Raw genomic sequence first — 25,361 nt, 5'->3', positions numbered from 1 at the left:
GCCACCCCCTCAGGAAACGTGAATCGACGCAAGAGTATCGCCCTATCGTGTGGGTTGCTCCGCCGATCGGCTAGTTCGCCCGTTTCGGCGTGTCCGGGCGCCGCGCCGGACCTGTTAAACCTCGTGACACCCCCAGATTGGTGGCCAGCGCGGCGAAGGAGTCGGCGTGGCGAAGACTGAATCGACGGGTTCCACATGGCGGTACCGGTGGGCGCACCGGCAGAACGTGCGGCGGGTCAGCACGTACCGCGGCGCCGAGGCGGCGTGGCGGCGACGCGACGACGAGTTACGGCGGCTGCGCGCCCTGGCCGCCGACTTCCAGGGCTCGGCAGCCGCCGGCGCCGGGCTGCCGTTGGAGTTGGCCGCCGACGAGGTGGTCCTCTGGGCGCTACCCGCCGCGCAACTGGTCGAGGTACGGCACACCACGGTGCTGCCCGCGCCCGACCTCACCGTCGCCCCGCGAACCGGGGCGCTGCGCCCGCGCCGCCCGGACGGCGTACGCGTCACCGACGCCGGCATGGCCGTGATCACCAGCCGCCGACTCGTGCTGCTCGGCGGGCGGGGCCGGCGCGACTGGGCGTACGGCCGGATAACCGGCCTGGCCCACGACCCGGCGGCCCCGGTCACAGTGATCCAGGTGCTGGATCGGCGGCGTACCTCCGGGTTGTTGCTGCCCACCGACGCCGCGCCGGACTTCCGGTTCAAGCTCACGCTGGCCTTCGCCGACGCGATCGAACAGCGCGCCGCGGTGATCGCCCAACTCGACGAGCTGATCGCCGAGCACGCCCAGCTCAAGCCGTTCCGGCCGGCAGTGAACACCCCGGCGCAGGCCCGGTTCTCCGCGCGGGTACCGGGTGGCCGCAGGACCCTCGCGGTGGCGGCGGCCATCGCGCTGCTGGTGCCGGCGGCGCTGATCGAGTCGGACCCGTCCGACCCGACCGGTGGCGCGGAGGTCGCCGCTGCCGCGACCCCGGCCCTCACCACCAGCGCGGCGCCGGCGCTGATCCGCCCGGCCGGCCCGGCGCTCGCGCTGAAGACCCCGCCGCCGAAGCAGACGACGTCACCACGCCCGTCGCCCAGCGCGACCCAGGGCCCGCTCTGCGGGGCACCGGAGAACCCGCTGGGGTACGGCTTCTGTGGCGGCACGCGGATCCGCAAGCCGGCCGCCGAGGTGTGCGACTGGTTCGACTGCGTACCGCAGTTCTGGGCCGGGCGCGGTTACCTCGTGCAGTGCCGCGACGGTTCGGTCAGCCTGGCCGGCGGCGGGTCCAAGGCCTGCGCCAATCACGAGGGTGTGCGGCGGACCATCACGAAGTGACCGATTCGGTGCCTGAAGTCCGCTTCGCTCGGCCAGAATGATCGAGTGGAGATCCGGTCTGACGATGGCGCTCGGGTGCGGGTACGCCCCGTCGGCTACCAGCCCGGCATCGACCCGCCCGACGACCCCGCCGGTGCGACGCCCGGCTGGCACGACTGGCTGCTCATCGAGGTGGACGCCCGCACCGCCGACGGCCAGACCTGGTCGCACCACTACCCGAGCCTCATGGTCGAGGAGGCCCGCGCGCTCGGCGGCTGGCTGCACGGGCAGGCCACCGCCGCCCTCGGGCTGAGCGCGCCACCGGCGATGGTCAGCTTCACCGAACCCAACCTGGCCCTGCGCAGCCGGGTGCTGCGCCGCCGCCGGCTGGAGCTGATCGTGGAGTTCTCCGCCGAGTCGCTGCCACCGTGGATGCGCCGCCCGTCGACAGCGATCTACCCGCTGATCCTCACCGTCTCCGCGGACGCCCTCGCCACCGCCGCCGAGCACTGGGCCGAGCACTGCGAGGCGTACCCGCCGCGTACCCAGTCGCGGTTTCCGACCCACGGCCCGCAGCCGTACCGGCGGCAGGCCGGCTGACCAGTCCAGCCGGTGCGGTCCTTGTGGAGCCCGCGCCGGCCCTGCTCTGATGTGCGGTCATGGGGGTCGAGCAGGTACACCGCACGGTGGAGGCGGTGTGGCGCATCGAGTCCGGACGTGTCGTCGCCGCCCTGGCCGGGCTGGTACGCGATGTCGGCTGGGCCGAGGAGTTGGCCCAGGACGCCCTGGTCGCCGCCCTCGAGCAATGGCCGCGGGACGGCGTACCGGTCAATCCCGGCGCGTGGTTGACCACGGTCGGCAAGCGGCGGGCGGTCGACGCGCTGCGCCGGCGCAGGCTGCTGGAGCGCACTGTCGAGGAACTCGGTCAGGATCTCGACGACGACCGGTTCACCCCGGACTTCGACGCGGCCTTCGAGGAGAGAATCGACGACGACCTGCTGCGGTTGGTCTTCACCGCCTGCCACCCGGTGCTCTCACCGCAGGCGCGCGCGGCGCTGACCCTGCGCGTGCTGGGCGGACTGAAGACCGAGGAGATCGCACGGGCGTTCCTGGTGGCGGAGACCACCGTGGCGCAGCGGATCACCAGGGCCAAGAAGGCCCTCGCCGACGCGAAGGTGCCGTTCAGCGTGCCCGGTGTGGTCGAGCGCGGCGAACGCCTCGCATCAGTGCTGGAGGTCATTTACCTGATCTTCAACGAGGGCTACTCCGCGACTGCCGGCGACGACTGGATGCGTCCGGCGCTCTGCGCGGAAGCACTGCGGCTGGCCCGCCTCGTGCAGGAGTTGATGCCCGAGGAACCTGAGGTGCACGGGCTGGCCGCGCTGCTGGAGATTCAGGCATCGCGTACCGCTGCCCGCGTCGACGCCGACGGCGAACCGGTCCTTCTTCTGGAGCAGGACCGGGGGCGCTGGGACCTGCTGCTGATCCGCCGTGGCCTCGCCGCCCTGGACCGGGCCCGGGCGGCGAACGGCCCACCCGGCCCGTACACCCTCCAGGCGGAGATCGCGGCATGTCACGCTCGGGCGCGTACCCCGCAGGAGACGGACTGGGCACGGATCGCGGCCGGCTACGCGGAGCTGGCCCGGGTCGTGCCGTCGCCGGTCGTGAAGCTGAACCGAGCCGTCGCGGTCTCGTTTGCGCACGGACCGGCCGCCGGTCTGGAACTGGCCCGGGCGCTGGCCAAGGAACCCGCGCTGGCCGGCTACCACCTGCTGCCGAGCGTGCTCGGTGACCTGCTGGCCAAGCTGGGCCGCCACGACGAGGCGCGCGCCGAGTTCGAGCGGGCCGCCGAGCTGACCGGCAACGAACGCGAGCGCGCGTTGTTGCTCGCCCGCGCCGCCGACTGCGCCCGGGGTATCGCACCAACCCGCTGAAAAATCTCCCGCCGTCATGTCGTATCCCGCGACGGCCGCTCGACGCGTCAGTGCAGGCCGGCTCGCACCGGCACGCGGGGACCGGGGAACGGCCGGCAGAGACGAGGAGATCGACATGACGACAACGAACGCGATGAGGGCAGGGTCCCCAGTGGCGAGCGCCGACTCCCGGCGTACGACGACCAGGGTGCTGCTGGCCGGCGGAGTCATCGCCGGCCCGCTCTTCGTGCTGGCGGCCGCCGCTCAGGTGCTCACCCGCGACGGGTTCGACCTGAGCCGGCAGCCGCTCAGTCTGCTGGCCCTGGGTGATCTGGGCTGGATCCAGATCGCCAACTTCGTGCTGACCGGGCTGCTCGCCCTGGCCGGCGCGGTCGGGCTGCGCCGGGCGCTGCGCGGCGAGCCGGGCGGGACGTGGGGTCCGGCGTTGATCGCCGTGCACGGCCTCGGCCTGATCATCGGTGGGGTGCTGGTCTCCGACCCCAGCATGGGCTGGCCAGCCGGTGCGCCAGAGGGCACGCCCGACACAGTGAGCTGGCACGCCGTCGGCCACGGCATAGGCGCTGCACTCGCTTTCGGCTCGCTGCCCATCGCCTGCCTGGTCTTCGCCCGCGCCGGGTGGCGGGCCGGGCAGCGCGGTTGGGCGGCATTCTCCGTCGGCAGCGCGCTGGCTGTCGTCGCGATCCTGGCCTGGCCCGACCAGGACACCCTCAGCGTGCGGATGGCACTCGCCTGCGTCGTCGTCTTCGCCTGGCTGACCGCGCTCTGCGGCCGGCAACTCGCCAACTGACCACTGCTAGTCGACAACGGAAGGACCGACCGATGCGCTACATGATGATGCACAAGCTCGACGAGACACTGCCGGAGGCTTTCAACCCGGGCCCGGAGTTCGTCGCCCGGATGGAGGCCTTCATGAAGGAGGTCGCGCAGTCCGGGATCCTGGTCGCGGCCGAAGGGCTCTGCCCGACCGCCACCGAAGCCACCCGGATCACCGTGAGCGGCGGTAAGACCACAGTCACCGACGGGCCGTTCACCGAGACCAAGGAGCTGATCGCCGGGTTCGCGCTGGTGGACGTCCGCTCCCACGAGGAGGCCCTGGAGTGGGGCCGACGGTTCGCCGACGTCTTCGCCGAGACGATCGGTGAGGTGGAGGTCGACATCCGTCGGGTCTACGAGGCGCCTGAGCCCGGCCAAACGGCCTGACCCGACCCTCTGCGCGCCGCCGTCCGGGCCGCCCGGACGGCGGCGCCAACCAGCACCGGGCTACGCGCTGCCGAGCGACGCCTTGGCGGCGTCGATGGCGTCGAGCAACTCCTCGTTGTGTTCGAAGCCGTCCTCGACGACGGCCATGTCCACCCCGCATTCGCGCTGCCGTGCCCGCAGCAGGGTCTCCTCCACCGGGGCGATCGGGAAGGCCAGCGGATCCAGGCCGGGTACGCGATTTACGCTGTCCGCGTCCTCGATCTGGAGCCACTTGTTGTACTCGCCCTCGTAGACGATCACACCGGCGGCGATGCCCTGGGTCCACTGGTCGAGGAGCGTGGCCAGGCTGGTGGTGGCACGCACCGAGTCCCACGCGTCGGGCGAGATCTCGTAGCGCCAGATCTCACCCTCGTGCTCACCCGCCAGGACGAACGTGAAGATGGCGTACTCGAAATGGAAGAGCGGCAGTTGGTGCCGCCAGGGAAACGGCGTGCCGATCGACAGCCCCAGATTGTCCAGCGCGTCCGGGCCTTCCGGCCAGGACATCAGCCATCCGCCGTTGGGCAGCAACCGCCGCTCGGGCCAGCGCTGCGACTGCAACCAGGTCAGCTGCTCCGCGATGTGATCCACGCCGAAGATCCGGCGGACCACGTCCGGCGCCTGCCCGGTCGGCGACTCGTCCTGGTCGGGCCAGTCGAGGCCGGCGGCCGTCGCCGCGAGACGATAGTCGCGTACCGCGTCGCGCAGCACGCGCATGTCATCAAGCATCAGGAAGCTCCTCGGCCGCCGGGGTCCTGGGCAGGCTAGCGTCGCCGCATCGACTCTGGTGTCCGTCAATACTCTCCTTTCGGGCGCAACGGGATACATCGATCCCGGTTGCGTTGCCTGTCACGTACGTGAGCGGTTGTACCGCGTGTGACCGTGACCTCTGTGGCCTGCGCCCCCTGGCGGATCGCCTGGGCCGAGCGCGAGAACGAGCGCCGGCAGCGCGCGTACCGCGACGCCACCGACGCCTGGCGGCACCGCGACGACCACCTGGCCCGGCTCCGCATCGAAGCCGCCAGCTTCCTCGGGTGTACGCAGCCCCGCACCGGCCTGCCGGTGGAGCTCGACGACGACGAACTCGTCTTCCGCGTCCTCCCCGTCGCCCAGCTCGTCGAGGCCGAGGCGCGGCACATTCCCGGGCTGCCTACCCCGGGCGGCTCCTGTTCCTTCGCTGAGACTTCTTCCGAGGCGCTGCCGGCGGGCCTGCGTGTCGTCGACACCGGCATGGCCGTGGTGACCAGCCGACGGGTCGCCTTTGGTGGCCGGGAGCACCGCCGCGAGTGGCGGTACGCGGACCTGGTCGGACCCGCCCACCACCCCGACGTGCCGGTCACCCTGCTGCCCGACCGCTGTCGACTCCAGGGGCTGCTGGTCCCGGCGAATGCCTCGGTGAACTTCCGCTTCTATCTCACCCTCGCGGCTGCCGACGATCGCGCTGCGGTCGTCGCACAGGTTGACGAGCTGCTGGCCGCGCACCGAGCCGCCCGGCCCACGCCCCTTCTGTTGGTGGACCCCGACGACGCACCGCTGACGGCGGTACGCCCCGACCGGCGGGCGCTCGGCGCTGCTGCCGTCGCGGCAGTGGTGTTCGTGACGCTCGGCCCGGGTGCTCTGGGGCCTGGCGCGTGGGGCCCTCGCGGGCCGGTGCCCTCGGCGGAGGTCGTCGCCTTGGACGTGCCCCCGGCCGGGGCGGCCCTCGTTCCGATCGGTCCCGTCGGGCCGGTCGCGCCCAGGTCGCGGGTCGGTTCGGCCGACAGTGCCGTATGGAGCCCGCCGAGTGTTCCGACTACGCGACCGTCGGCAGCCTCCACAGTGGCGGAAGCGGCTGTCGCGGTGGCCCTGCCGCCGGCTTCGCCGCCAGCCGTCGTCCCGATCCCGTCGGCCAGTTCGGTGCCGACGCCCGGTCCGGTCCCCACTCCGGACCCGTCCGCGTCACCCATCCCGACGCCGCCCGTCGCGTCGGCCTCGCCGACCCCGACTGTTACGGCGACGCCTTCGCCGGATCCGGGACTGCTGGCGATCTGCCTGGACCCTCTTCAACTGCCGTTGCTGGACCCGCTGCTCTGCCCGTCGCCGGCGCCCTAAACTGCGCCTTCTTCCCTGCGCGGCTCAGTTCGTGGCGCTGAAATCGGGGACGGTGAGGGTGCCGTCCTCCGCGAGGGTGAAGCCCGGGTTCCAGGCGATCTCCCAGAGGTGACCGTCCGGATCGGCGAAGTAGCCGGCGTAGCCGCCATAGAAGGTCTCCCGGGCCGGCTTGGTCACCGTGGCACCGGCCTTGGTCGCCGTGGCGATCACCTCGTCGACGTCGGCTCGGGAGCGGACGTTCTGGGCGAGGGTCATCGCGCCGGTGCCCGGCCCTTTGATGCCCGCGTCGTCGGCTAGCTTGTCGCGGCCCCAAAGGACGAGGGCCAGGCCGCCGGCCTGGAAGAAGACCGTCTCCTCAACCTCCTGGCCCTGCCAGCCGAGCTGCTCGTAGAACGCCTTCGCGCGGGCCACGTCCGCGACTCCCAGGGTGATCAGGCTGATCCGCTGCTCCATGGTCTTCAACCTAACGCTAGGAGCGCGTTCGCACTCCTCGTCCCATAGCATCGACGCTATGAGGTGGAGCGATGAGTGATCGCCTGGGCTGGAACGACCTGCGTGAGCGCCGGATGGCGGAGCCAGGGGCAGCCGAGACCTACGAGGCCACTCGGATCGCCTTCGAGCTTGGTCAAGAGGTGCGCCACCTGCGCGAAGGGCATGGCTGGACTCAGAGCCAGTTGGCGCGCGCTGCGGGGATGACTCAGTCCGCGGTGGCTCGCTTCGAGGCAGGCGGAACGGTGCCGACCCTGCCAGTGTTGGGGCGACTAGCTCGCGCCCTAGACAGGAGGCTAGACGTAAGTTTCTCGCCGAACATGGACGTGGCTTGACTCCAGGTGAGGCTCACCACACGCATGATCCGGACATTCGTTGCGAGATGCAGGCAATAGTTCGAGGTGTCTGCTGCTTCAAGCCAGTGCCCGCCAGCGATCAGTCGCTAGCTTGACAGGAAGCAGAGCAAAGAAAAAGAGGGGCAGTAGCCTTGCGGCGGGTGCCCCCCTGTGTCTGCCGGTAATCATACAGCATCTCTGCTGGTGCATGGCGGAACGTCGTCAGGAGCGCCTTGTCAACTAGCCTACGCACGTGGCCACCCCCACTGCGCCGGCATCCTCCGTGACCTACGACCGCAATGCCATCGCCCGCATGATCGACTTCTTCACCATTGATGGCACCCCCTGGCCTCGAAGGCTGTGGGATGTTGGCTCGCTATTGGGGCTGGAGGAGCTGTGGGAGGCTGGTTCGTGGGCAGCGCAGAAAGTACTCACGACTGCCGCTTGTGACTGGCAGCGTAACGAGCTGCGTACGATCGTTGGCCCTGATGTCGGACTTGGGCAGAGGGAGCTGCGCAGAGAGTTGACGACTTTGCTCGCCGCGCCACTGCCCGATCCAAGCCCAGCCCGACGGCGGCTCAAGGAGCTCATCGAACATGCTCGTTCGGGCTATGTGGACCGATGGGCGGAGGCTGTCGATACAACCCCCGCTGAACGGCCTAAGCCCGAGAGGCTTGCCCGGACGATCGCCTCGCACCTCTTGGATCTTGGTTACGACGCCAACCACCTTGCGGCCTGGGCCAACGAGCTCAACGCGCGTCAGGCAACCGCGCTCGAGGTCGTGCAATCCGCTGCTTCATTGGCCAAAGCGTCTGAACAATCGTTCGATGTGCTTGTGGTTCTACTTGCTGTGCCGGAACGACCCCTTGCCGAGCAGCAGCCGAACTGGACCGCCAAAGGCAAAGTCATCGAATGGCTGAAAGAGCATCGTTTCAGTGTTCAGGGCCTCCGGGTAGGCGGCGGCTTCCGCTACCAAGTCAGAGCCTTGGATGCGTATGGTGCGGCCAACCAGGCCCGTGAGATGGTCGAGCGGATGATAGCGCGCTCGTCATTCCAGCGGAGCAACCGCGGCGGCATCGTCGCTGCGCCAAATATATGGGTCGGCGGTCATCCTCAGCCGATTCCACTGCTCCCCCCAGCCCGGGGAGCCAACATCCTCGCATTGGTTCACGAGGGGCACCTCTATCGAGTCGATGGAGAGCGCAGGTTGATTGATGACGCGTTGGAGTTGGCCGCGCCGCTTAACCAGGGCGCTCTCGGTCCTGCGGTCGCTGGCGGCTGGGCGGCCGTGGAATCGTTGTTGACCCACCCTGACGATCCCCAGGAAGAAGAGCGCTCCGGCAAGGCCGTCGCCGCCGATCGTCTCGCTGCGATCATTGCCTGCTCCTGGCCGAGGGCCGAACTGACAGCGTTGGCACATCGTCATAACCCGTCCGAGCCCGATGAGCTCAGTGCAGCTTTGGACGGTTGTGCTACGAACATTGAGCGCGCGCGGACAGTGGCGGTAGGGCTCAAGTCCGGATCCCTGCGCCCCTGCCCGTCCGGACGCAAGCTGCAACGGCACAGTGACATGGCAGCAATCGACCGGATGGCTCGCCTCGTTGTCGACCCACGTCGGGAGCTGAACGAGGCGGTCAAAACGTTTAGGGTCGCGTTACGGAGGTTGTACCGGACCCGGAACATCGTTCTACATGGGGGTTCAACCAAAGGCGTGGCCTTGCAAGCCACGTTACGCATCGGCGCCCCCCTGGTCGGTGCCGGTCTGGACAGGTTGGCCCACGCTGCGCTCACCGAGGGAATTCGCCCGCTCGACTTGGCTGCCCGTGCAGAGCTTGCTTTGAAGTTGGTTGATGGGGAGACTGCACTGTCTGTCGTTGAGTTGCTCGAACCAAGGCATGGGTAGCGTTCAAGAATAGGAAGAGGGGCAGCGACCGGACTTGCCGGTGGGTGCCCCTCTAATCCCTGGTGAAGCTAATCTGGCAGGCTCAACGGTGGGTTAATTCTTGTCTGCAGGCCCCACTATCGACGGTGGCGATGATCTTTGATCGTCAGTCCGCGGTGTTCGTTGGGCGGATAGATTGGAGCCAAACGCGAGGACCGCCGTTGTCGAGCTGCCAGAAACTCCAACCGTTGCGGTTGTCGTTCACACTTGGGTTGAGGTGGCGGACGACCGCGCGCGCCGCGCCTGTGGGAGTCTTGAAGGACTCGCCCTTGAGTGGCCCATCGGTGATTTCTACCCGGGCCGGGGCGAAGTAGAGGCCGCGCGTTCGGTGCCCCTCGTAATCAGCGTAGATCGGTACGCCGTCGGTAGCCCGGGTCGGCTCCTCACTGCCGAGCGGACTGTCGGCGACCAACCGTCGCACGATCTCGCCCTCCGTGACGTGCGCCATTCGTGCCGCGAACGCCACGAATCGTTTGGTGCTGTCGTCCACTTCGATCGTTGCCATCCTTGATCCTCCTTGCGAAGACAGTAGCGCAGGAAGAAGAGATAATCAAGAAATTCAAGCAAGATCAGCTTTGCTCGCAGTTGGGGTTGCGTTCGAATGCAGGCTCGGTCCGATGGCTGGACGTCAGGTTGCGTCCTATGCGGATGTCCTAAGATGTCAAACTAGGCGGCGATCGTTCGGGCGGTGGCGTACACGTCGGCGGGTAGGGCGTGGTGGAGCTGCCACAGGACGCGCATGGGTCGGTCACCCGTGTGCGACTTGTAGGTCATGGTGCCGGCGTAGAGGTACGGCGGCGCTCCCAGGTCGCGGTCGGCGATGCGGGTTTCCCGAACGAAGAGGTGCACGGTCGAGCCGCCCGACGTGTAGCGCTGCCCGGTCGCCGACGCCGCCGAAGTCGTGCTCTGCGACTCCCACTGGAACAGGGTGTCGGTGATGGCGCGGTCGGCGTACATGGTGGTGGGGGAGTAGTGGGCCTCCGACTTGACCAGGGTGACGAAGAACAGGTCGGCTTGGGCGTCGGGCAGCCACTTCACCCCCTCGCGTAGCGATCCCGGGTTGGTCATCCCGAAGGCTGCGCATGCCTCGTTGCGGCTGTACCGGGCGTGCACCCGCAGCGGCACCACTCCCGGGGCGGCGGTCGGCGTCACCCGGTGGATGCGGTCCCGCAGCACCTCGGCGACCTGCCGCAGCTCGGCGCAGCGAGCCGGTTCCTTCCACAGCCGTGCCAGCCGTTCGTCGCGCGTCGCGAGGGGTGCGCTCGGCCCCCAGAGGCTGAAGTGCAGCATGTCCAGCAGTCGGCTGCTGCCCGCGTACACCTGCTGACCTGGCGCGGGCGGTCCGGCCGCGACCCTCGTCAGCAGCTCTAGTCGGTCGACGTCGTCGGTGTGCAGCATGCGACCGATTGCCCGGCCCAAGTCGCGGTCATCGGGACCGGGGGCGGACGTCTCGATGCCGGCGAGCCGCCGCAGCCCGGTCCAGCCGCCGAAGCTGGCCGATCGGTACACGTCCTCGATCTCCAGGCCGGTCTCGCGGAGGAACGTTGCCAGGCTGACGTCGCCGAGTTGCCGCAGCTCGGAAACGAGGCCAGCCTTCGAGGTGGGCAGCGCCGACCGCAGGTTGGCGAGAACTACCTCCTTTGCCACCCGGTCCAGCTCGACATGGCAGCCGCTGGGCAGGCTCGGAAAGTCGTCGCGGACCGCTTCGGTGATCGCCCGCCGGCTCACCCCGGTCAGGGCACGCCACCGCAGGTCGAACCGGAAGTTGGCGTGCTGCCCACCGATGAAATCGAGCACCGTGAGGCAGGGCTTGTCGTCGTCGAGGCGCAGACCACGGCCGAGCTGTTGCAGGAATATCGTGGCGCTCTCCGTGGGCCGCAGCATCAGAATCGTGTCGACCATCGGCAGGTCGACGCCCTCGTTGAACAGGTCCACTGTGAAGAGCACCCGCAGCTTGTCGGCTTTGAAGTCCCGCAACAGCCCCGCCCGATCAGTGCCGGCCTTCGAGGTCACCGCCGCCGCCTCGACACCGTGCTTCCTGAACCAGGCGGCCATGAACTCGGCGTGCCCGATACTCACGCAGAACCCGAGCGCCCGCATCCGCCCGACGTCCACCTTCTCGCGGACCGCCCGCAACACCGTCCGCGCCCGAGCATCGTTGCCGGTGTAAATGGTGCTGAGCTGGGTCGGGTCGTAGCCCTGGCCGCGCTTCCAGGTGACGTGCGACAGGTCCACGTCGTCGTGCAGCCCGAAATACTGGAACGGCGCCAGCAACTGCCGCTCCAACGCGTCCCACAGGTGCAGCTCAACGGCCGCGCGCCCGTCGAACCACCGGCGCACGTCGCCGCCGTCGGCCCGGTCGGGGGTCGCGGTGAGGCCCAGGAGTACGCGGGGACGCAGTCGCTCCAACAGCCGCGTGTACGTCGGGGCCTCGGCATGGTGGAACTCGTCGACGATCACCATGTCGTACGCCTCGGGGTCGACCTCCCGGCGGTGCAGCGACTGGATGGAGGCGAAAACATGCTTCCAACCATTCGGCTTCTCGCCCGCGACCAGCGTCTCGCCGAAGCTGCCGTCGCCCATCACCTGCCGGAACGTCGACAGGCTCTGCCGCAGGATCTGCTCCTGGTGAGCGACGAAGAGCAGCGAGTCGGCTCGTTTCGCCTTGTGCAGCCGGCGGTAGTCAAGGGCGGCCACCACCGTCTTGCCGGTCCCGGTGGCCATCACCACCAGGTTGCGCCACCGCCCGTGCACCAACCGCTCGGCGTCCAGGTCGGCCAGGATCTCGGCCTGATAGGGGTACGGGCGCACGTCCAGGTTCGAGATCGCGGTCGGCGCATCGTCGCGGCGCTCCCCGCTCAACGCGTGCCGCAGCCGTTCGGTATCCCTGGTCGCGTCGTACGTCTCGAACGCCGGATCGTTCCAGTAGTCCTCGAACGTCGCCGTGAACGTGTCGATGACGTGCGGCTGCTCCATGTTCGAGATGCGGACGTTCCACTCCACGCCGTCCACCAGCGCGGTCTTCGACAGGTTCGACGAACCGACGTACGCGGTGGTGGTGCCGTTGGCTCGGCGGAACAGCCACGCCTTGGCGTGCAGGCGGGTGGTCCGCGTTTCGTACGACACCTTGATCTCGGCGCCCAGTTCGGCGAGCCGGTCTAGCGCTCGCTGATCGGTCGCGCCGAGGTACGTGGTGGTGATGACGCGGACCTTGCCGCCTCGGGCAATCAGCTCGCGGATGGCTGGCTCGACGACGCGCAGGCCGTACCACTTGATGAACGCGCACAGCAGATCCACTTGGTCGGCGGAGGCCATCTCGTGGTTGACCTCGTGGCCGATGCGGGGTTGGTTACGGCCGTTGACCAGTAGCGCGCCGGTGGAGAGGGGAGTGGTGGGGCGTTGCGGGAAGGTGGGCTCCGCGGGTGGGGTCGGTGGGGCGGCGATGGCGTGAAGCAGGTGCTTGGCGTCGGTTACCTGGTCCTGTTCGGTCGCTGCCTTGGGGCTCAGGGTGGCAATGGCTTCGGCGATCTGGTTCGCCATTGCGATCTGGTGGTGGAGCTTGTCGTCGCCGCCGGGGACGGAGTGGAGGGCTCGGGCGGCCAGGGTGGCGATGTGCCGGGCGAGGGTGTGGTGCGCGTCGGCCGGATCGAGTTTGTGGTGTTGGATCAGGGCGGCATCGACGTGCTGGAGGCGATCGGCAAGCTCACGGGTGACCAGATGCTCGTAGATTCCTCGTCCAAGGTCAACCATTGGAGCAAGCTATCCGATTTGCGGCGATAGTGCAGCCCCGGCGCGCATTGGTTGCACTGAAAGGCTCAAACGTCATGTCTGATACGGAACTCGCGGGTCTGACCCGAGCAGGCGGCCGCTTTCTTCTGTCGGGAGGCCGACACCCCTGGACAGAGTGGATCAACGACTCATAAGATGCATCTCTTACTACTTCGCTGACGTGTAGATTTAGTCGACATGAACGACGCCGTGTGAGGGGTCTCAGCTCGGTGAATGACAACCTCTTGCTACTGGCTGCCGTGGCGCTGTGTCTAATTATTTTGGTATGCCTGACGGCTCTTCCTCGCATGTTTGCTGCTGCTTTTTCAGGTCGCACAAGGTTGGCCAGGAGTTTTCCAGCCGGGTACGATGCGGAAAATTCCTTGCCGATGTCCAGGCAAGTAGACGTTGCTCTAGAGAGCCTAGCAAAAATGTACCCTTATAGGGTTTCGCAAGGTGATGCGTCTGTGATGGACATGACGGAGCCCGTCAGGTGTAGGCCGCAGTTTCACAGTGAGGCCATAATCCAGATTTCGGCACACTACCGAAGAGGTAGAACGGTTTCGCTTGACTGTGGCGGACTGCCTCGAGGGGAAATAATCAGGGTTGCTGATTTCTGTAGTGGTCTGTCGGCTTCCTCGGGTGGTTGGGTTCTCCGAGTGGCGGATCTTGTCTTACTCCTAACGCCTGGCACTGGTGATCGTCGGTCCTGAAGGGATCGCGGAATCGGGGAGATGTAACGATGGTGGGGCACGAAGATAGTGACCGTTCAGCCGAGGAGTGGGCGGACGGCGACGCAGCGCAATACAGGGGCAACGATCGACTGTTGCTGCTGACTCACCAGGTCCGTGAAACCGAGCATCGCCTTGCTGTTGCAAGGAGTCGGAAGTGGTGGTCAAACATCTCCATGCTCTTGGGTCCACTCCTCGGGGTTGTCCTATACATGCTCTATTGGATTCCGGGGATACCGGAGGTTGTACTTAGGGCCGTGTATCTCCCGGCTATCCCGGTTGCCATTGCTTTCTGTATCGCATCATACTATCTCAAGACCCATGCTGGTTATCCGGAGAAGTTGCCCGATGGGCAGATCGAATACCTCAATGAGGGTGATCTGGAACTTAAACTAGCTAGGCAGAGAGATAACCGCAAGCATTTCCTAGCACGCGTCGATACTGATACTAAGGTGCGGCGCATCGCGTATAAAGAAGATGCTTTTTTTGATATCGACCGCCTCCGACTCGAAAGTAAAGGCTATAGGCGATTTAACAATACCCTGCAGGGCGTGTTGATTATTGGTTCCATAGCTGCTACTGGAGCGGCCGGACTGGTTGCAGAGTTCAAATTCCTCCGGTGGGTCACCCTCGGTCTCACTCTAGCTGTAGGTATTTCAAGCGGCTTTATGGGCTACTATAAATATAAAGAGCGGAGCTTTTACCTGCAGCAGACCGCAGACGCTATCGAAAATGAATGGGAAGCTGTCGAAGTTGGTGTCGGACGCTACAAGCGGTTCGGAGAGGATCAGGAAGGGGAAGCACTGGCTGAGTTTGTAGAGGAGGTACACCGCCTGAAGTCCGAACAGAAGAAGCGTCAGCAGAACCTGGAGCAGCCTCCGGAAGCGCGGAATCCCAACGAATGACCTGCTGGGACGGCCTACCAGGCTACCCTCAGGAAATGTAACCGTAGCCGCGGGACGTCGGGGTGGTCGTACTCGTCATTTCTGCTAGATGGCGCGAATCAGCACATTGAAGACTGGCGCATTTTCCCAGGCCGGCTGCAGCTTGGTGACGTTGCCCCAGCCCCAGGAGCGATACGCCATTTGGGCGGCAACATTGTCTGGTCGGACCAGCAGCGTTGCCCGCGTCTCAATTCGATTCTGGATCAGTGCGTCATGCAGCGCCTTCGCGATGCCCTGACGTCGCCAGGCGGGGTGTACCAGCAGCTCGCTGAGCGCGAAGGTGCGTTTGCCGTTCTCCTCGGTGAACCCCGGCGGCACGGGCTCGTGGATCCCGTCCCACCATCGCGTCTGCGGGGGGAGTGGAAACCCGTAGATGTAGCCGACCGAGGCCCCGTTGACCGTTGCGGTGGCCAGCTCCCACCCGGCTCGCTGCATGTGGAGGTCGAGCTGACGCCGGTAGCGGTCCTCGCTGTAGAACTCGCCGCCACCCGCGTAGACCTCCAGGTAGAGGCCGACGAGCTGATCGAGGATCTCCTTAGCCTCGTCGGCGCTGTGATGACGAAGTTGCAGACCCTCGATCACAGGCTCACCGCCTGGTCGTAGGCGTCGACGAACTGGCGGGTTGCCGTGGTCGCCTGTCGTGGCGCTGCCAGACTTCCGCGCACCTGCGCGAAATGCTGGCTTACTCGCTTCGAGTTGATCTGGTTCACGGCTGCCAGGACATCCAGAGCGATACGTGCCGCCTCGTTGACGTCGCCCTGCCGGTATGCCGCCTCCGAGAGCCGCACTGTGTAGTAGACCTGGTTCCGCCGATGGCTAGGCGAGGGATTGGCAGTGATTGAGCGCAATGACTGAACAGCGCGCTCAGGTCTGTCGAGGGCAAGGTAGGAGAGCCCTTCGATCCCGTTCAACTCTTGGGCGTTCACGAAGTGCACGAAACCTTGGTCATCCTCATGAGAGCCGCGGTCCAACTCCCGGCGGGCCTTGGTCATCTCCCGACTGAATCCACTGGCATCCCTGAGCACAGCGTAAGCGTGCGCCCTGCGCAGGTGCAGCAACGTGGTGAGTCGAGGTGTGGCCCAACCGGCGGAGACCCGTAGAGCAGCTTCGGCGCAGTGCAGCGCCTCGCCAGGTTGGCTCTCGCGGATCAGTAGGGACAGGTGCGTCAGGGCACGGACTTCCACTCGTGGGTCATCCGCGATTCGGGCACGGGCTATCGCCTCATTGAGGTACGGCCTCGCCTCGGGCCGTCGTTCGGCGTCGATGGCGAGCCAGGCCGCCTCGATGGAGAGATCGGCCAATGCGCTTTGGAGGGCGTCGCCGACCTCTCTGCTGTAGCTGGCCCGCGCCGCCCAAGAGGACAGCTTGGTGTGCACTTGGATGGCGACGTCGCAGAGCAGGTCTGCGCCTGCTACCGCGTCTGCCCGCCGGAGGTCGTCAACCAGGGCGCTGGCAAGCTGCACCTGCTCCATGCCGATTGTCCTGGGCATCTCGGCCGGCCCCGCGAGCAGGTACGTGTGACCACTCGCAGCCAGTCCCGTGAGCGCAGCCAGTACGTTGAATCGTCGGCGGTCCGTAGCGCCACCCCCTTGGCTTGATGCCTCCTCCACGCTAACGGCCACGGCTCCCCGCTCGCCTTGCTCAGTGGGCTGATCGTCGCCATCTGCGGGATCGGTGCCGTCTGCGATGAGGCTCGTATCGGTCCAGCAAGGTTGATCAGGGAGGCGGAACCACAGGTCTTCTGCTGGCACCCGCAGCAGCTGTGCCCAGTGCGTCAGCCGGTCCAGGTGCACGAGCGGCGGGCCGTTCTCCACCCGGCTGAGCTGCGCCTGCGTGATGCTCAACCACCCCGCCACCACGGATTGCGGCAAGGCGACCCGCCCGTGATACGGGTGGCACCGGTACGCCCGGATCACCCGTCCCAGATGCCGCTCGGCGAGGGCCTGTCGCACCGGCTCGTGGTCCCAGAAGCTCGCCGGCACCTTCGGCGGCGTGCTCAACCGGTCCCGCTCGGCGGCCTGGCACGGCGTACACCGTCCGCTGTCGTTGTCCCGGGCCAGCCGTCCGCCGCACCGAGGGCAGTTCGCGTGGGTCACCGGCGGCTCCGTCCGTCTCGCCTCATCGAACCTATCCATTGAACACGCTGCGTGGAGCGCTGGTATACGCGCGACGCATATCGTCAATGGACCGCCGGACAAGCGAACGGACTACAACTACTCAGGACGGGCGCGCCGCCCGCAGCGCCTTGACGACCAAGCTCCAACGCCCCGGCCCGTTCACCGACTCCAGCGGTTTCCCGTCCGCCACGACCACGCCAGCAGCGCGCAGCACCTCCAGGTGAGCGGCAAAAGCCGGGTGCGCCGCCAGCTCTGCCTTGGTGTGCGGAAACGCGATGATCGGCAGCCCCGCCCCCAGCGACTCGTTGAGGACGCCGAGCGCCAGCGTGTCGTTGATGCCCAGCGCCCACTTCGTCACCGTGTTGAACGTGACCGGCGCGGCCACCACCACATCGGCCGGCGGGTGCGGCTCCGGGTCGCCGGGCATCCGCCACTCCACGCGTACGAGATAGCCGGTCTTGTCTTGCAACGCCGCCCGGTCGAGCCACGTCGCGGCGGTCGGGCTGACGATCATGCACACCCGCCATCCGTCGGCGATCAGGAGGTCGACCAGCTCGTCGATGTGTTCCGCCGGACCCGCGGCGCAGACGACCAGATACAGCACCGGACGTTCCGTCATGCCCGCAGTCTGCCCGATTCGACAGTAGCGACGTCGCGGGCATACCGATCACGTATGCCGTCAACGATCACCATGACATGCCGTTGTGCCTGGTCAGCCGCGACAGTCGACGCATGGCCCGGGGCGGGTGCCTTGTCCCGGAGTTGCGCCGGCCCTCAACGGCGCAGCTCCTCCCCGCCCGCCCCGGTGCCAGCCCATGACTCAACGACTTGGAGCCGGCATGCCCACCGTGAACGACGACCACCCGGCTCGGGTGGGCCTGGCCGCCGCCTGGGAGTCGGTCGTCGACGTGCGGGCCGCCGGAGACTTCTGGTGCACCCTCGAAGACCGCCGCCCCGGGCTGCTCCCACACCGCGACGCGCCGCTGTTCTTCACCGCGCTGGGCCGCCTCCTGGTCGGCGGCGACGACCCGGCGAACCGGGCGGCGCTGCTCCGGGTGCTCGGCCACGCGTACCGTCACTTCGACCTCCTCCCGCACACCACCACCATCGGCGACGCGCTGCTCGCCACCGTCGCCCGCCACGCGCGCCCACTGTGGACGCCGCACCTCGCCATCGCCGCCGAGCGCGCCCTGTACCGCGCCACGCACGCCATCCGTCGCGCCGCCGTGCGGGCCGGCGACGGCCGAGCCTGGTGGCACGTCGAGGTGATCGGCCACGATCGGCCGTCGCCCGACATCGCCATCCTGACGGTACGTCCCTGGCGACGGCTGCCCTTCCAACCAGGTCAGGCCGTGCCGGTCTGCACGCCGCGCCTGCCTGGGCACTGGCGCTGGCTCTCACCGGCCAACGCCCCACGCGCGGACGGCACCGTCGAGCTGCACGTCCGCGCCGTACCCGCCGGCGCCGTCTCCCACCGCCTGGTCCACGAGGTACGCCCCGGCGAGCCGCTCTGGCTCGGCCCGCCCGTCGACACCGGGCTGCGCCTCGAACCGTCGAGCACCAACGATCTGCTGCTCGTCGCCGGCGGCACCGGCGTGGCACCGCTGCGCGCCCTGGTCGAACAGGTCGCCGCCGCACGCGACGGTCGGCGGGTGACGCTGATCGTCGGCGCGCACACCTTCACCGACCTGTACGACGCGATCGCCCTGGACAAGCTGCAATGCGCCCACGACTGGCTGACCATCGTGCCGGCCCTCTCCGACGACCCCTGCGCCGAGCCGGCCGAGCAGGGCGACGCCTGACCATCGCCCTCGACCATCACCAGCCCGGCCAGGACATCTACCTTTGCGGCCCACCCGCGATGCTGGCCGACGCGCGGCCACGGTTGTGCGCACTCGGCATCCCCGCCGCCCGCATCCACCTGCACGAAGGCTTCACTTGCTGACGGCTTGCCTGCCGGATGAACTCTGATCGGCCCGCGTACGCGCCGATCATGATCCTCGACGATCGGTTACCAGTTGGAACTGAGCTGCTTGACGGCCTGGCGGAAACGCCGCGGCGGCAGGACGGCCCGGAGCTTGTCGGCAGCGTCAGCGAAGTCCGAGATCGTGGTGACGCAGCCGTGGCCGAGGTGGGCGAGCCGGATGACGCCAAACCGCTCGACCACGAGTGCCTGGGACAGCGGGACGGTGTGCACGTTCCCGTCACCATCCACCGTAGAGATCGCGTCGATGCCGATGACCAGCCTGCCCTTGTTGTGGAACCGCTTGGAGAACGGCGGCCTGACGACCTCACCTGCTGGCACGAAGCGGGTGGTCGGGCAGGAATCCTCGGTGGCGCGAGGAAGGTTGGGTTTCGACCCGTACGGTACGACGATCATGGCGCTTGAGAGCCAGCCCGACACGATGTCCCGTGTCGCGTCCGGAGTAAGCCCAGTCAGCTCGCTGAGTGATTCCGAGCCGTGGATCTCAGCCGTGCCGAGCAGCTCCTGGTGGGCCAAGGGTTGAAGCTCGCTGATCGACTGCATCCATTCGATGTCGCCCTCCATGGTCATGCGCTGCGTTGGCACCCGGTCGGCGATCTCCACTTGATCGATCCCATCGGCGGCAAGCCGTTGCAGCTCGGCCCAGAGGAGCTCCGCCGCGACGGTGGCGTCGAAATTCTTGCCCTTCCTGCCGAAGTCTGGTGTGACCCTCAACCCGAGCTCGTGCCGCGTCCTGTCGACGACCTCGCACATGAATTCCGCACCGGTGGCCACCCCGGCCTCGTCTACTGCCTCAGCGACTCGCGACCGCAGCGCCCACATCAGAACGACAGCTTCCGCGCTGGGTTCGACACCGACCGTCAGCGCGACGCCGCGGACCTCGTCGGCGTACCAGATCGGGCCCATTTGGTTGTTGACGAGTGGCGTGCTGCGGGTGACTCGCGGGCCGGCGGGCAATGGCAGTCGCATCGCCTGAGGCGGTTCGCCCGTCAGGGTGAGAACCGCGTTGCCGCTGGTGAAGAACCTTTCGACATACCGTCGGATCTCGTCCGCTGTGAAGAGCTTGTAGTCCACTGCGGGCCAGCGCGACAGGCCGTATCCGCTCGGCCCGAAACGCCGCGACAGCAGCGCTCCCCACGGGTCGCGCAGACCTTCTTCGATGTTCGAGACGTACCGGCTGTCCGCATTGAGGTCCGCGACCGCGTCGGACAGATCCTCGGGCGGAAGATTGCTGATGGCCGAGCAGATGGTGGCGAGATGCTCCGCTACCTGATCCGGTGGGCCGCCTGCGAGGAATGACGTGTCATTCATCCAGATGTTGTCCTCGTACCGCTCCGCGACGTGATCCTCCGTCCAGTCCACCAGGTGTTGGACGAGATGAGTCAGGCCGATGGAGTCGATCTCTTCGTCGCGGGCGCCGCACCCAAACGTCAGCGACGCGGCCAGGGTGCCAGGCATATTGCGTTGGATGACAGTAACTTCGTCTATCTCCTCGCGCCGCATGAGCGGATCGTAAGGCGACAGGTCAAGCCAGGGGCCGAGGCGTTCGACAGTCGGATGAGGCGGTGCCGTTGGTACGTCAACTGATGGTGTCGCCGAACTCGCGTACCCCGTCGACGTCAAGCGTGATCCGGTCGTTTGAGGTCCACTGGCCGGTGGCGGCGAGCCAGCTCGGGTCGTCGCGTTCGTCGATGTTGCTCCAGCTGTGCCGGTGGTGCCGTAGCTGGATCGGCCCGGTCGACTGGCCCGGCGTGAGCGTGCCGTCGGTGAAGGTCAGCTCCACCCAGCCGGGGACGGGCGTTCCCGGGATCGGGTAACCCGGCGGCGCTGGCGTCGTCATCCCGGCCGGCGGCCCGCCCGGCGGGATGAAGAACTGGACGGTCTGCCGGATCCGGTCGCAACCCAGCGCGGCCCAGTCGCAGTTCGGCACCAGCGAGGTGTTGGCGCCCTCGAAGCGCAGGTGGTAGCGCACCCGCACCGTGCTCAGGTCGAGTGGCGCGGTGCCGGTGTTTGTCACCTTCAGGAGGTGCTGGATCTGGTTGTTCGTGGGGGACCAGTCCAGGTTGAGGTAGCTGACCGTCGCGCGGCCGGCCGCAGTGCGCACTGTGGTGGTGGGCGAGGTGTCGGAGTAGCCGCCGAGCGCACGGGCGGCAATCGCGATCCGGTACGTCGTGCCGGGTGCGAGGTCGGTCAAAGTGATCGTGGTGTCGGTCGTGGAGCCGAGGAAGCGGTACGTGTTCGGGCCCAGCGGCACCTGCACCTCGTAGTTGATGGGCTGCTCCGCGCCGGGCTCGACCCAGGTGGAGGGCGCCCAGCTGAGGGTGAGCTGATGTGGTTCGTTGGCCACCACAGTGGGGGTGCCCGGGGTGCTGATCGCCGGCCCGTCGGCGCGGGCGGCGTTGACGGCGAGCAGGCTCGCCAGCGCGGCGAGGGCGACGGCGGCGGCGACACGGCGAGCAGGCATAGGCGAATGGTATGCACCGGCATCGATGCCTGTGCATCGTCCGTCAGTCCAGAGACGCCGAACGCGGATCCAGTCCGTTACGTGACGTAGTCGGATTCGAGATAATGCCTGGTCACGTGGCTACATAGCGTGAACCCGTCATCACGAACGGCCTCGACGTCGGCGTCGCACCTGCCGCCCCGTCCGGCCCCAGACGGGAGAAACACATGCGTGCTCAGAACAAAACCCGGCGGTACGGCGCCCGAGCGTCAGTACTCGTGCTCGGTCTTGTCGTAACCGGAGCGGTGCTCGTCCCGGCGAGCCCGGCGTCCGCCGCGGTCCCCGGTCTGGTGCGGGTCGCCGCGACCAGCGTCACCAACTCGGCCGACTTCCGCAGCGTCACGGCGACGTGCCCGGTCGGGAAGGTGCTCACCGGCACCGGCTACGAACTCAACGGCATCACCGGCGAAGGCGTCGTCGACGACCTGCGTCCCAACGGTGGCGTCGCCACGGTACCGACAGCCGTCACCGTCGGCGCCTACGAGACCGAGGCGTTCGCGGGGAACTGGTCGGTGACGGCGTACGCGATCTGCGCCAACCCGGTGCCCGGCCTGGTCCGGGTGGCCACAACCAGCGTCACCAACTCGGCCGACTTCCGCAGCGTCACGGCGACGTGCCCGGTCGGGAAGGTGCTCACCGGCACCGGCTACGAACTCAACGGCATCACCGGCGAAGGCGTCGTCGACGACCTGCGTCCCAACGGTGGCGTCGCCACGGCACCGACCGCTGTCACCGTCGGCGCGTACGAGTCGGACGCCACGGCCCTGAACTGGTCCGCCACCGCGTACGCGATCTGCGCCAACCCCCTCGCGGGCCTGGTGCGCACCTCGGCCGTGGGGGCCAGCAACTCCCTCGACTTCCGTAGCGTCACGGCGACGTGCCCGGTCGGGAAGGTGCTGACCGGCGCCGGCTACGAGCTGATCGGGGTGACCGGCGAGGGCGTCGTGGACGACTTCCGCCCCAACGGCGGCCCCGCGACCGCCCCGACGTCCGCGGCGTCCGGCGCGTACGAGGAGGACGCGTTCGCCGGGAACTGGTCGGACACGGCGTACGCCATCTGCGCCACGCCGTAGAAACCGCTCAGCCGGTGCAGCATTCCCGCGAACGTGCGAGCCGCTGCACCGGCTGAGTGCTCGGCTCAGGAGCCGCCCTGGCGCTGGATCCGTCCGTCGCCCGAGACCTTGGCCCGGCCCAGGTCGCGTTCGGTGCCGGCCGGGCCGGTCGCGGTACGGCGGTGCCGTTGGTCGGGCGAGTGCTCCACGGTCGAGCCCTGGCGGCCCGGAGCGCCGCTGCCCGAATGCCGCCGGCCTCGTGCCGACTCGCCGCCGTTGTCGTGTTTGTTCTGCTTGTGGCTACCCATGGATCGCGCGTACCCGGTCACTGTGCGGCTAGTCCTGAGCCCTCGTCAGCTCCGGTGCCCGGGGGAGCGAGCAGAGTCACGGATTCCAGTAGACGAGGACGGTGGCCTGGTCGAAGCGTCGTTCCTTCAGGTCGGCCCGCTGGATCACCCAGTGGATGCTCGCGCCGCCTTGTCTGCCGCCGTGGAACTCGGCCAGCAGCACCCAGTCACCATGGTCCGACTCGTCGTGGCCGGACCGGCCCGAGGGGTTGGCGCCCAACCACGCGGGATTGAAACCGTTGCAGTCAGTGCCGTAGCCGCCCAACAGCAGCGGCGTCGTCCAGCCTCCATAGGAGAACGGGCCGCCCGGCACCTTGTCCAGGACGTCCTGCCACACCTTGGTCAGCTCTTCGAACGGGGGATCTCCCGGCAGCGGCGGAGACCACGGGGGCCCCGGGATCGTCTTGACGTAGGGCAGAGAGATGTCGACGGTGAGGTGCAGATCGCCCTGCGGGATCTCCGCGTAGACCTCGGCGAACTCCTCGTCGTCCGCAGGGAAGCCCGGCGGATACTGCTCCCGCTCCTCGACGGCGACGCCCGCCGGCACGTACATCACCTGGCCGTAACCGTGCTCTTCGGGCCAGCCGAACAGCAGCAGTTGGCCGTCGGCCGGTAGCGGAAGGTCGGTCACGTCTGCCGGAAGGGCAGCGCAGTCGATGGTGGCGATCAAGGGGAACGTCGGGTCCTTGGCGTCGGCCGGAAGCATCACGGGCCCACGGATGGCGCCCACTACCGGCCCGTCACCCCCCTGTGTCAGAAGCGCAGACGGGCGGGCGAGTTCCAGCCAGCGCTCCACGTCGGCAGCGGCGATGCCGCGGCGCAGCGCCTCGGCGCGGACCTGATCGAGGATCTTCATGTTTCGGGGAAGCACGGGAGCACCGTAGGTCAACAGTGCGACGTTCACGACCCCGCCGGATGCTGACCGTCCGAAAGGCAGACGGCCCCTGCTGTCGATACCGCGATTTGCTGTCGGCGGGCGGCAGGCAGAAGCGTTCGACCATAGCGTCCGAACCACGGAGTTCCGCGAGCGCGCGATCTGTGGGAGGCGACCATGCAGACGACCGAAGGTGTGGTGTTACCGGGCGAGCGGGCCCCGGTCACAGTGAACGTCGACCGTTGGCGGGCGGGGCTGCCGCCCGACGCGTGGCCCGAGGGCCTGCCGGCGAGCGGTGAGCTCTGGCGGCGCGACGTCTTCGCGGTGGCCGACGCGTACCGGGCGGGGTCCGCGAGCCCACGGCACCTACTGACGGCAGTGCTGGCCTGGGCCTACGGCCCCATCGGGTACGGCCCGTGGCGCGCCGCCAGGTCGCTCGACGCCGATCCGTTCGGCACACGCCTGGCGTACGCGCTGGAAGAGGTGTCCGCGCCCGCGCCCGACGAGGCCGCGCTGCGTACGGCGTACCGCCGCTTCCGCGACCCCGATCACGCTCGCCTGCCCTGGTTGGGGCCGGGCCTGTTCACGAAGGTCCTCTACTTCGTCGGCTACCGGCGCGGGGTGGGCGGCGTGCAGCCTTTGATCCTCGACCGTGTGGTGGCCGGCCTGCTCCCCGCCGAGGCGGGTGTCGGCCGGCGCAACGGCTGGTCGTCCGAGGAGTGGCTGGCCTACCTGCGGTGGGCCGCCGAGCAGGCTCGGGCCAGGGGAGTGGAGCCCGACGCGGTGGAGATGGCGGTAGTGCCGGACCGGTGAGGTGGCTATCGGGCGGCGCGGAGGCGGGCGTCGAGCGCGTCGAGGTCGGGGACGAACCAGATCTGCCCGCCCTGGTTCGACTCGTGCACCAGGGCGCGCAACGCAGAACTTTCCGCGAGCTGCGCCGAGATGTCGCCGACGACGGCCAGCCGCACCCGGTAGTTGACGAACTTCTGCATCACGTCGCCGGCGAAGCGGGTGCCCAGCGAGAAGAAGCGCTCGTCGAGCCGGTTGGCCGGGACGGCGACCACCTGCGCGCCGAGGAACGCCGCCCCGATCAGGTCCAGCGCGTCCTGCTCGGTGGCCACCGGCGGCCCCGCCGGGTCGCAGACCAGCACCGGCACTCCGGCGCGTTCCTGGATCTCGTCAGACATCGTGGACCTCCCGGTCGAGCAGGCCGTTGTCGGCGTTGAGCACGGCGTCGAGCAGGTGCAGCAACTCGGCGGTGGCGGCCGGGTCACCCAGGATGACGATCTTCAGGCGGTGGCGTTGCTCGTCGTACACGGTCTGCACCCGCAACGGGTTGGCCTGGTCGTGGCCAGTGTTGGCGCTGGTGAGCACGAGCGTGCCGAGCCGGTCGGCGGCGGCCCTGTCGACACCGTCGACCTGGACGATGCTCGACACCTCCGCCTGCCTGGCGACGCTGGGCGCGGTCGGGGCCTGGCCGGTCAGCGCGTCGAGATCACTGGCGGCGATCCGGTACTGCTTACCGATCCGCACCGCGCGCAGCCGGCCCGAGCGGATGTAGCCGCGCACCGTGCGCACATGCAGGTTGAGCCGGTCGGCCACCTGCTCAACCGAGTACATTTCTTCCGTCATCGCTCCCTACGCTATCCCAATAGGGAAGCATAGGGAGCGATGGGTCCGACTCGTTGACGACATCAGCTCCAAAGGCTCCGAA

Annotated in this window: 26 protein-coding genes; 13 read left to right on the top strand and 13 right to left on the bottom strand. The window is 67.9% G+C overall.

From position 1 onward, the window contains the following. Positions 1–166 precede the first annotated feature (166 nt). From OG598_RS21655 to OG598_RS21635, 5 genes are all read left to right on the top strand, one after another. Positions 167–1,318: a hypothetical protein gene (locus OG598_RS21655; RefSeq protein WP_328650821.1), complete on the top strand. Its 1,152-nt coding sequence runs from the start codon at positions 167–169 to the stop codon at positions 1,316–1,318. Between the two features lie 45 nt (positions 1,319–1,363). Further along, complete coding sequence (locus OG598_RS21650; protein ID WP_328650820.1) at positions 1,364–1,897, top strand: WapI family immunity protein; 534 nt, start codon at positions 1,364–1,366, stop codon at positions 1,895–1,897. Positions 1,898–1,956: 59 nt separating this feature from the next. After that, positions 1,957–3,231: an RNA polymerase sigma factor gene (locus tag OG598_RS21645; protein WP_328650819.1), complete on the top strand. Its 1,275-nt coding sequence runs from the start codon at positions 1,957–1,959 to the stop codon at positions 3,229–3,231. 115 nt (positions 3,232–3,346) lie between these two features. Beyond that, on the top strand, positions 3,347–4,018 hold the full coding sequence (locus tag OG598_RS21640; RefSeq protein WP_328650818.1) for a DUF998 domain-containing protein: 672 nt from the start codon (positions 3,347–3,349) through the stop codon (positions 4,016–4,018). Positions 4,019–4,050: 32 nt separating this feature from the next. Next, positions 4,051–4,431, top strand: coding sequence for a YciI family protein (locus OG598_RS21635; protein ID WP_328650817.1), 381 nt, complete (start codon positions 4,051–4,053; stop codon positions 4,429–4,431). Positions 4,432–4,491: 60 nt separating this feature from the next. Here the strand turns inward: OG598_RS21635 and OG598_RS21630 are convergent, their stop codons facing one another. Next, positions 4,492–5,199, bottom strand: a complete 708-nt coding sequence (locus OG598_RS21630; RefSeq protein ID WP_328650816.1) for a hypothetical protein — start codon at positions 5,197–5,199, stop codon at positions 4,492–4,494. A gap of 147 nt (positions 5,200–5,346) precedes the next feature. Between OG598_RS21630 and OG598_RS21625 the strand changes: the two genes are divergently transcribed. Further along, entirely contained in the window at positions 5,347–6,561 is a 1,215-nt protein-coding gene (locus tag OG598_RS21625; RefSeq protein ID WP_328650815.1) for a hypothetical protein, read from the top strand. Between the two features lie 24 nt (positions 6,562–6,585). Here the strand turns inward: OG598_RS21625 and OG598_RS21620 are convergent, their stop codons facing one another. Continuing rightward, positions 6,586–7,014: a VOC family protein gene (locus OG598_RS21620; protein WP_328650814.1), complete on the bottom strand. Its 429-nt coding sequence runs from the start codon at positions 7,012–7,014 to the stop codon at positions 6,586–6,588. A gap of 71 nt (positions 7,015–7,085) precedes the next feature. Here OG598_RS21620 and OG598_RS21615 point away from each other — a divergent pair, with 71 nt between their 5' ends. Beyond that, positions 7,086–7,385 (top strand): helix-turn-helix domain-containing protein, encoded by a 300-nt coding sequence (locus OG598_RS21615; protein WP_328650813.1) that lies wholly within the window; start codon positions 7,086–7,088, stop codon positions 7,383–7,385. A gap of 313 nt (positions 7,386–7,698) precedes the next feature. Continuing rightward, a complete protein-coding gene (locus OG598_RS21610) occupies positions 7,699–9,288 on the top strand; it encodes a hypothetical protein (protein ID WP_328650812.1) in 1,590 nt (529 codons plus the stop codon). Between the two features lie 145 nt (positions 9,289–9,433). Here OG598_RS21610 and OG598_RS21605 read toward each other — a convergent pair whose 3' ends face one another. Both OG598_RS21605 and OG598_RS21600 read right to left on the bottom strand, forming a co-directional pair. Then, positions 9,434–9,832, bottom strand: a complete 399-nt coding sequence (locus OG598_RS21605; protein ID WP_328650811.1) for a hypothetical protein — start codon at positions 9,830–9,832, stop codon at positions 9,434–9,436. 161 nt (positions 9,833–9,993) lie between these two features. Beyond that, a complete protein-coding gene (locus OG598_RS21600) occupies positions 9,994–13,077 on the bottom strand; it encodes a DUF3427 domain-containing protein (RefSeq protein ID WP_328650810.1) in 3,084 nt (1,027 codons plus the stop codon). A 326-nt stretch (positions 13,078–13,403) separates the two neighbouring features. Here OG598_RS21600 and OG598_RS33575 point away from each other — a divergent pair, with 326 nt between their 5' ends. Both OG598_RS33575 and OG598_RS21595 read left to right on the top strand, forming a co-directional pair. Then, positions 13,404–13,808 (top strand): cell division protein SepF, encoded by a 405-nt coding sequence (locus OG598_RS33575; RefSeq protein WP_442931525.1) that lies wholly within the window; start codon positions 13,404–13,406, stop codon positions 13,806–13,808. A 29-nt stretch (positions 13,809–13,837) separates the two neighbouring features. Beyond that, positions 13,838–14,731, top strand: coding sequence for an SLATT domain-containing protein (locus OG598_RS21595; protein ID WP_328650809.1), 894 nt, complete (start codon positions 13,838–13,840; stop codon positions 14,729–14,731). 84 nt (positions 14,732–14,815) lie between these two features. Here OG598_RS21595 and OG598_RS21590 read toward each other — a convergent pair whose 3' ends face one another. The 3 genes from OG598_RS21590 to OG598_RS21580 form a co-directional block, all read right to left on the bottom strand. Beyond that, entirely contained in the window at positions 14,816–15,352 is a 537-nt protein-coding gene (locus OG598_RS21590; RefSeq protein WP_328650808.1) for a GNAT family N-acetyltransferase, read from the bottom strand. Continuing rightward, positions 15,349–16,866, bottom strand: a complete 1,518-nt coding sequence (locus tag OG598_RS21585; protein WP_328650807.1) for a hypothetical protein — start codon at positions 16,864–16,866, stop codon at positions 15,349–15,351. The genes OG598_RS21590 and OG598_RS21585 overlap by 4 nt, the downstream gene beginning before the upstream one ends. 121 nt (positions 16,867–16,987) lie before the next feature. Next, positions 16,988–17,506: a flavoprotein gene (locus OG598_RS21580; protein ID WP_328650806.1), complete on the bottom strand. Its 519-nt coding sequence runs from the start codon at positions 17,504–17,506 to the stop codon at positions 16,988–16,990. 220 nt (positions 17,507–17,726) lie between these two features. On the opposite strand from OG598_RS21580, the gene OG598_RS21575 reads away from it, so the two are divergent. Next, on the top strand, positions 17,727–18,689 hold the full coding sequence (locus OG598_RS21575; RefSeq protein ID WP_328650805.1) for an FAD-binding oxidoreductase: 963 nt from the start codon (positions 17,727–17,729) through the stop codon (positions 18,687–18,689). 209 nt (positions 18,690–18,898) lie between these two features. Here OG598_RS21575 and OG598_RS21570 read toward each other — a convergent pair whose 3' ends face one another. Together OG598_RS21570 and OG598_RS21565 are read right to left on the bottom strand one after the other, a co-directional pair. Continuing rightward, positions 18,899–20,374, bottom strand: coding sequence for a hypothetical protein (locus tag OG598_RS21570; RefSeq protein ID WP_328650804.1), 1,476 nt, complete (start codon positions 20,372–20,374; stop codon positions 18,899–18,901). 76 nt (positions 20,375–20,450) lie between these two features. After that, entirely contained in the window at positions 20,451–21,335 is an 885-nt protein-coding gene (locus OG598_RS21565; protein WP_328650803.1) for a fibronectin type III domain-containing protein, read from the bottom strand. A gap of 206 nt (positions 21,336–21,541) precedes the next feature. On the opposite strand from OG598_RS21565, the gene OG598_RS21560 reads away from it, so the two are divergent. Next, positions 21,542–22,447 (top strand): hypothetical protein, encoded by a 906-nt coding sequence (locus OG598_RS21560; protein WP_328650802.1) that lies wholly within the window; start codon positions 21,542–21,544, stop codon positions 22,445–22,447. 65 nt (positions 22,448–22,512) lie between these two features. Here the strand turns inward: OG598_RS21560 and OG598_RS21555 are convergent, their stop codons facing one another. Beyond that, positions 22,513–22,734, bottom strand: a complete 222-nt coding sequence (locus tag OG598_RS21555; RefSeq protein WP_285793279.1) for a hypothetical protein — start codon at positions 22,732–22,734, stop codon at positions 22,513–22,515. A 76-nt stretch (positions 22,735–22,810) separates the two neighbouring features. After that, the gene (locus OG598_RS21550; protein ID WP_328650801.1) at positions 22,811–23,644 is read right to left on the bottom strand and encodes a hypothetical protein; all 834 of its coding nucleotides are present in this window, start codon (positions 23,642–23,644) and stop codon (positions 22,811–22,813) included. A gap of 180 nt (positions 23,645–23,824) precedes the next feature. On the opposite strand from OG598_RS21550, the gene OG598_RS21545 reads away from it, so the two are divergent. Beyond that, entirely contained in the window at positions 23,825–24,460 is a 636-nt protein-coding gene (locus tag OG598_RS21545; protein WP_328650800.1) for an 8-oxoguanine DNA glycosylase OGG fold protein, read from the top strand. Between the two features lie 5 nt (positions 24,461–24,465). Here OG598_RS21545 and OG598_RS21540 read toward each other — a convergent pair whose 3' ends face one another. After that, positions 24,466–24,834 (bottom strand): DUF4180 domain-containing protein, encoded by a 369-nt coding sequence (locus tag OG598_RS21540; protein WP_328650799.1) that lies wholly within the window; start codon positions 24,832–24,834, stop codon positions 24,466–24,468. Next, on the bottom strand, positions 24,827–25,279 hold the full coding sequence (locus OG598_RS21535; protein ID WP_328650798.1) for a helix-turn-helix domain-containing protein: 453 nt from the start codon (positions 25,277–25,279) through the stop codon (positions 24,827–24,829). The genes OG598_RS21540 and OG598_RS21535 overlap by 8 nt, the downstream gene beginning before the upstream one ends. Between the last annotated feature and the right edge of the window lie 82 nt (positions 25,280–25,361).

This window comes from Micromonospora sp. NBC_00330 (genome assembly GCF_036136635.1).
Classification (GTDB): Bacteria; Actinomycetota; Actinomycetes; order Mycobacteriales; family Micromonosporaceae; genus Micromonospora; species Micromonospora salmantinae.
This window is presented reverse-complemented; position numbering and strand designations above follow the sequence as displayed.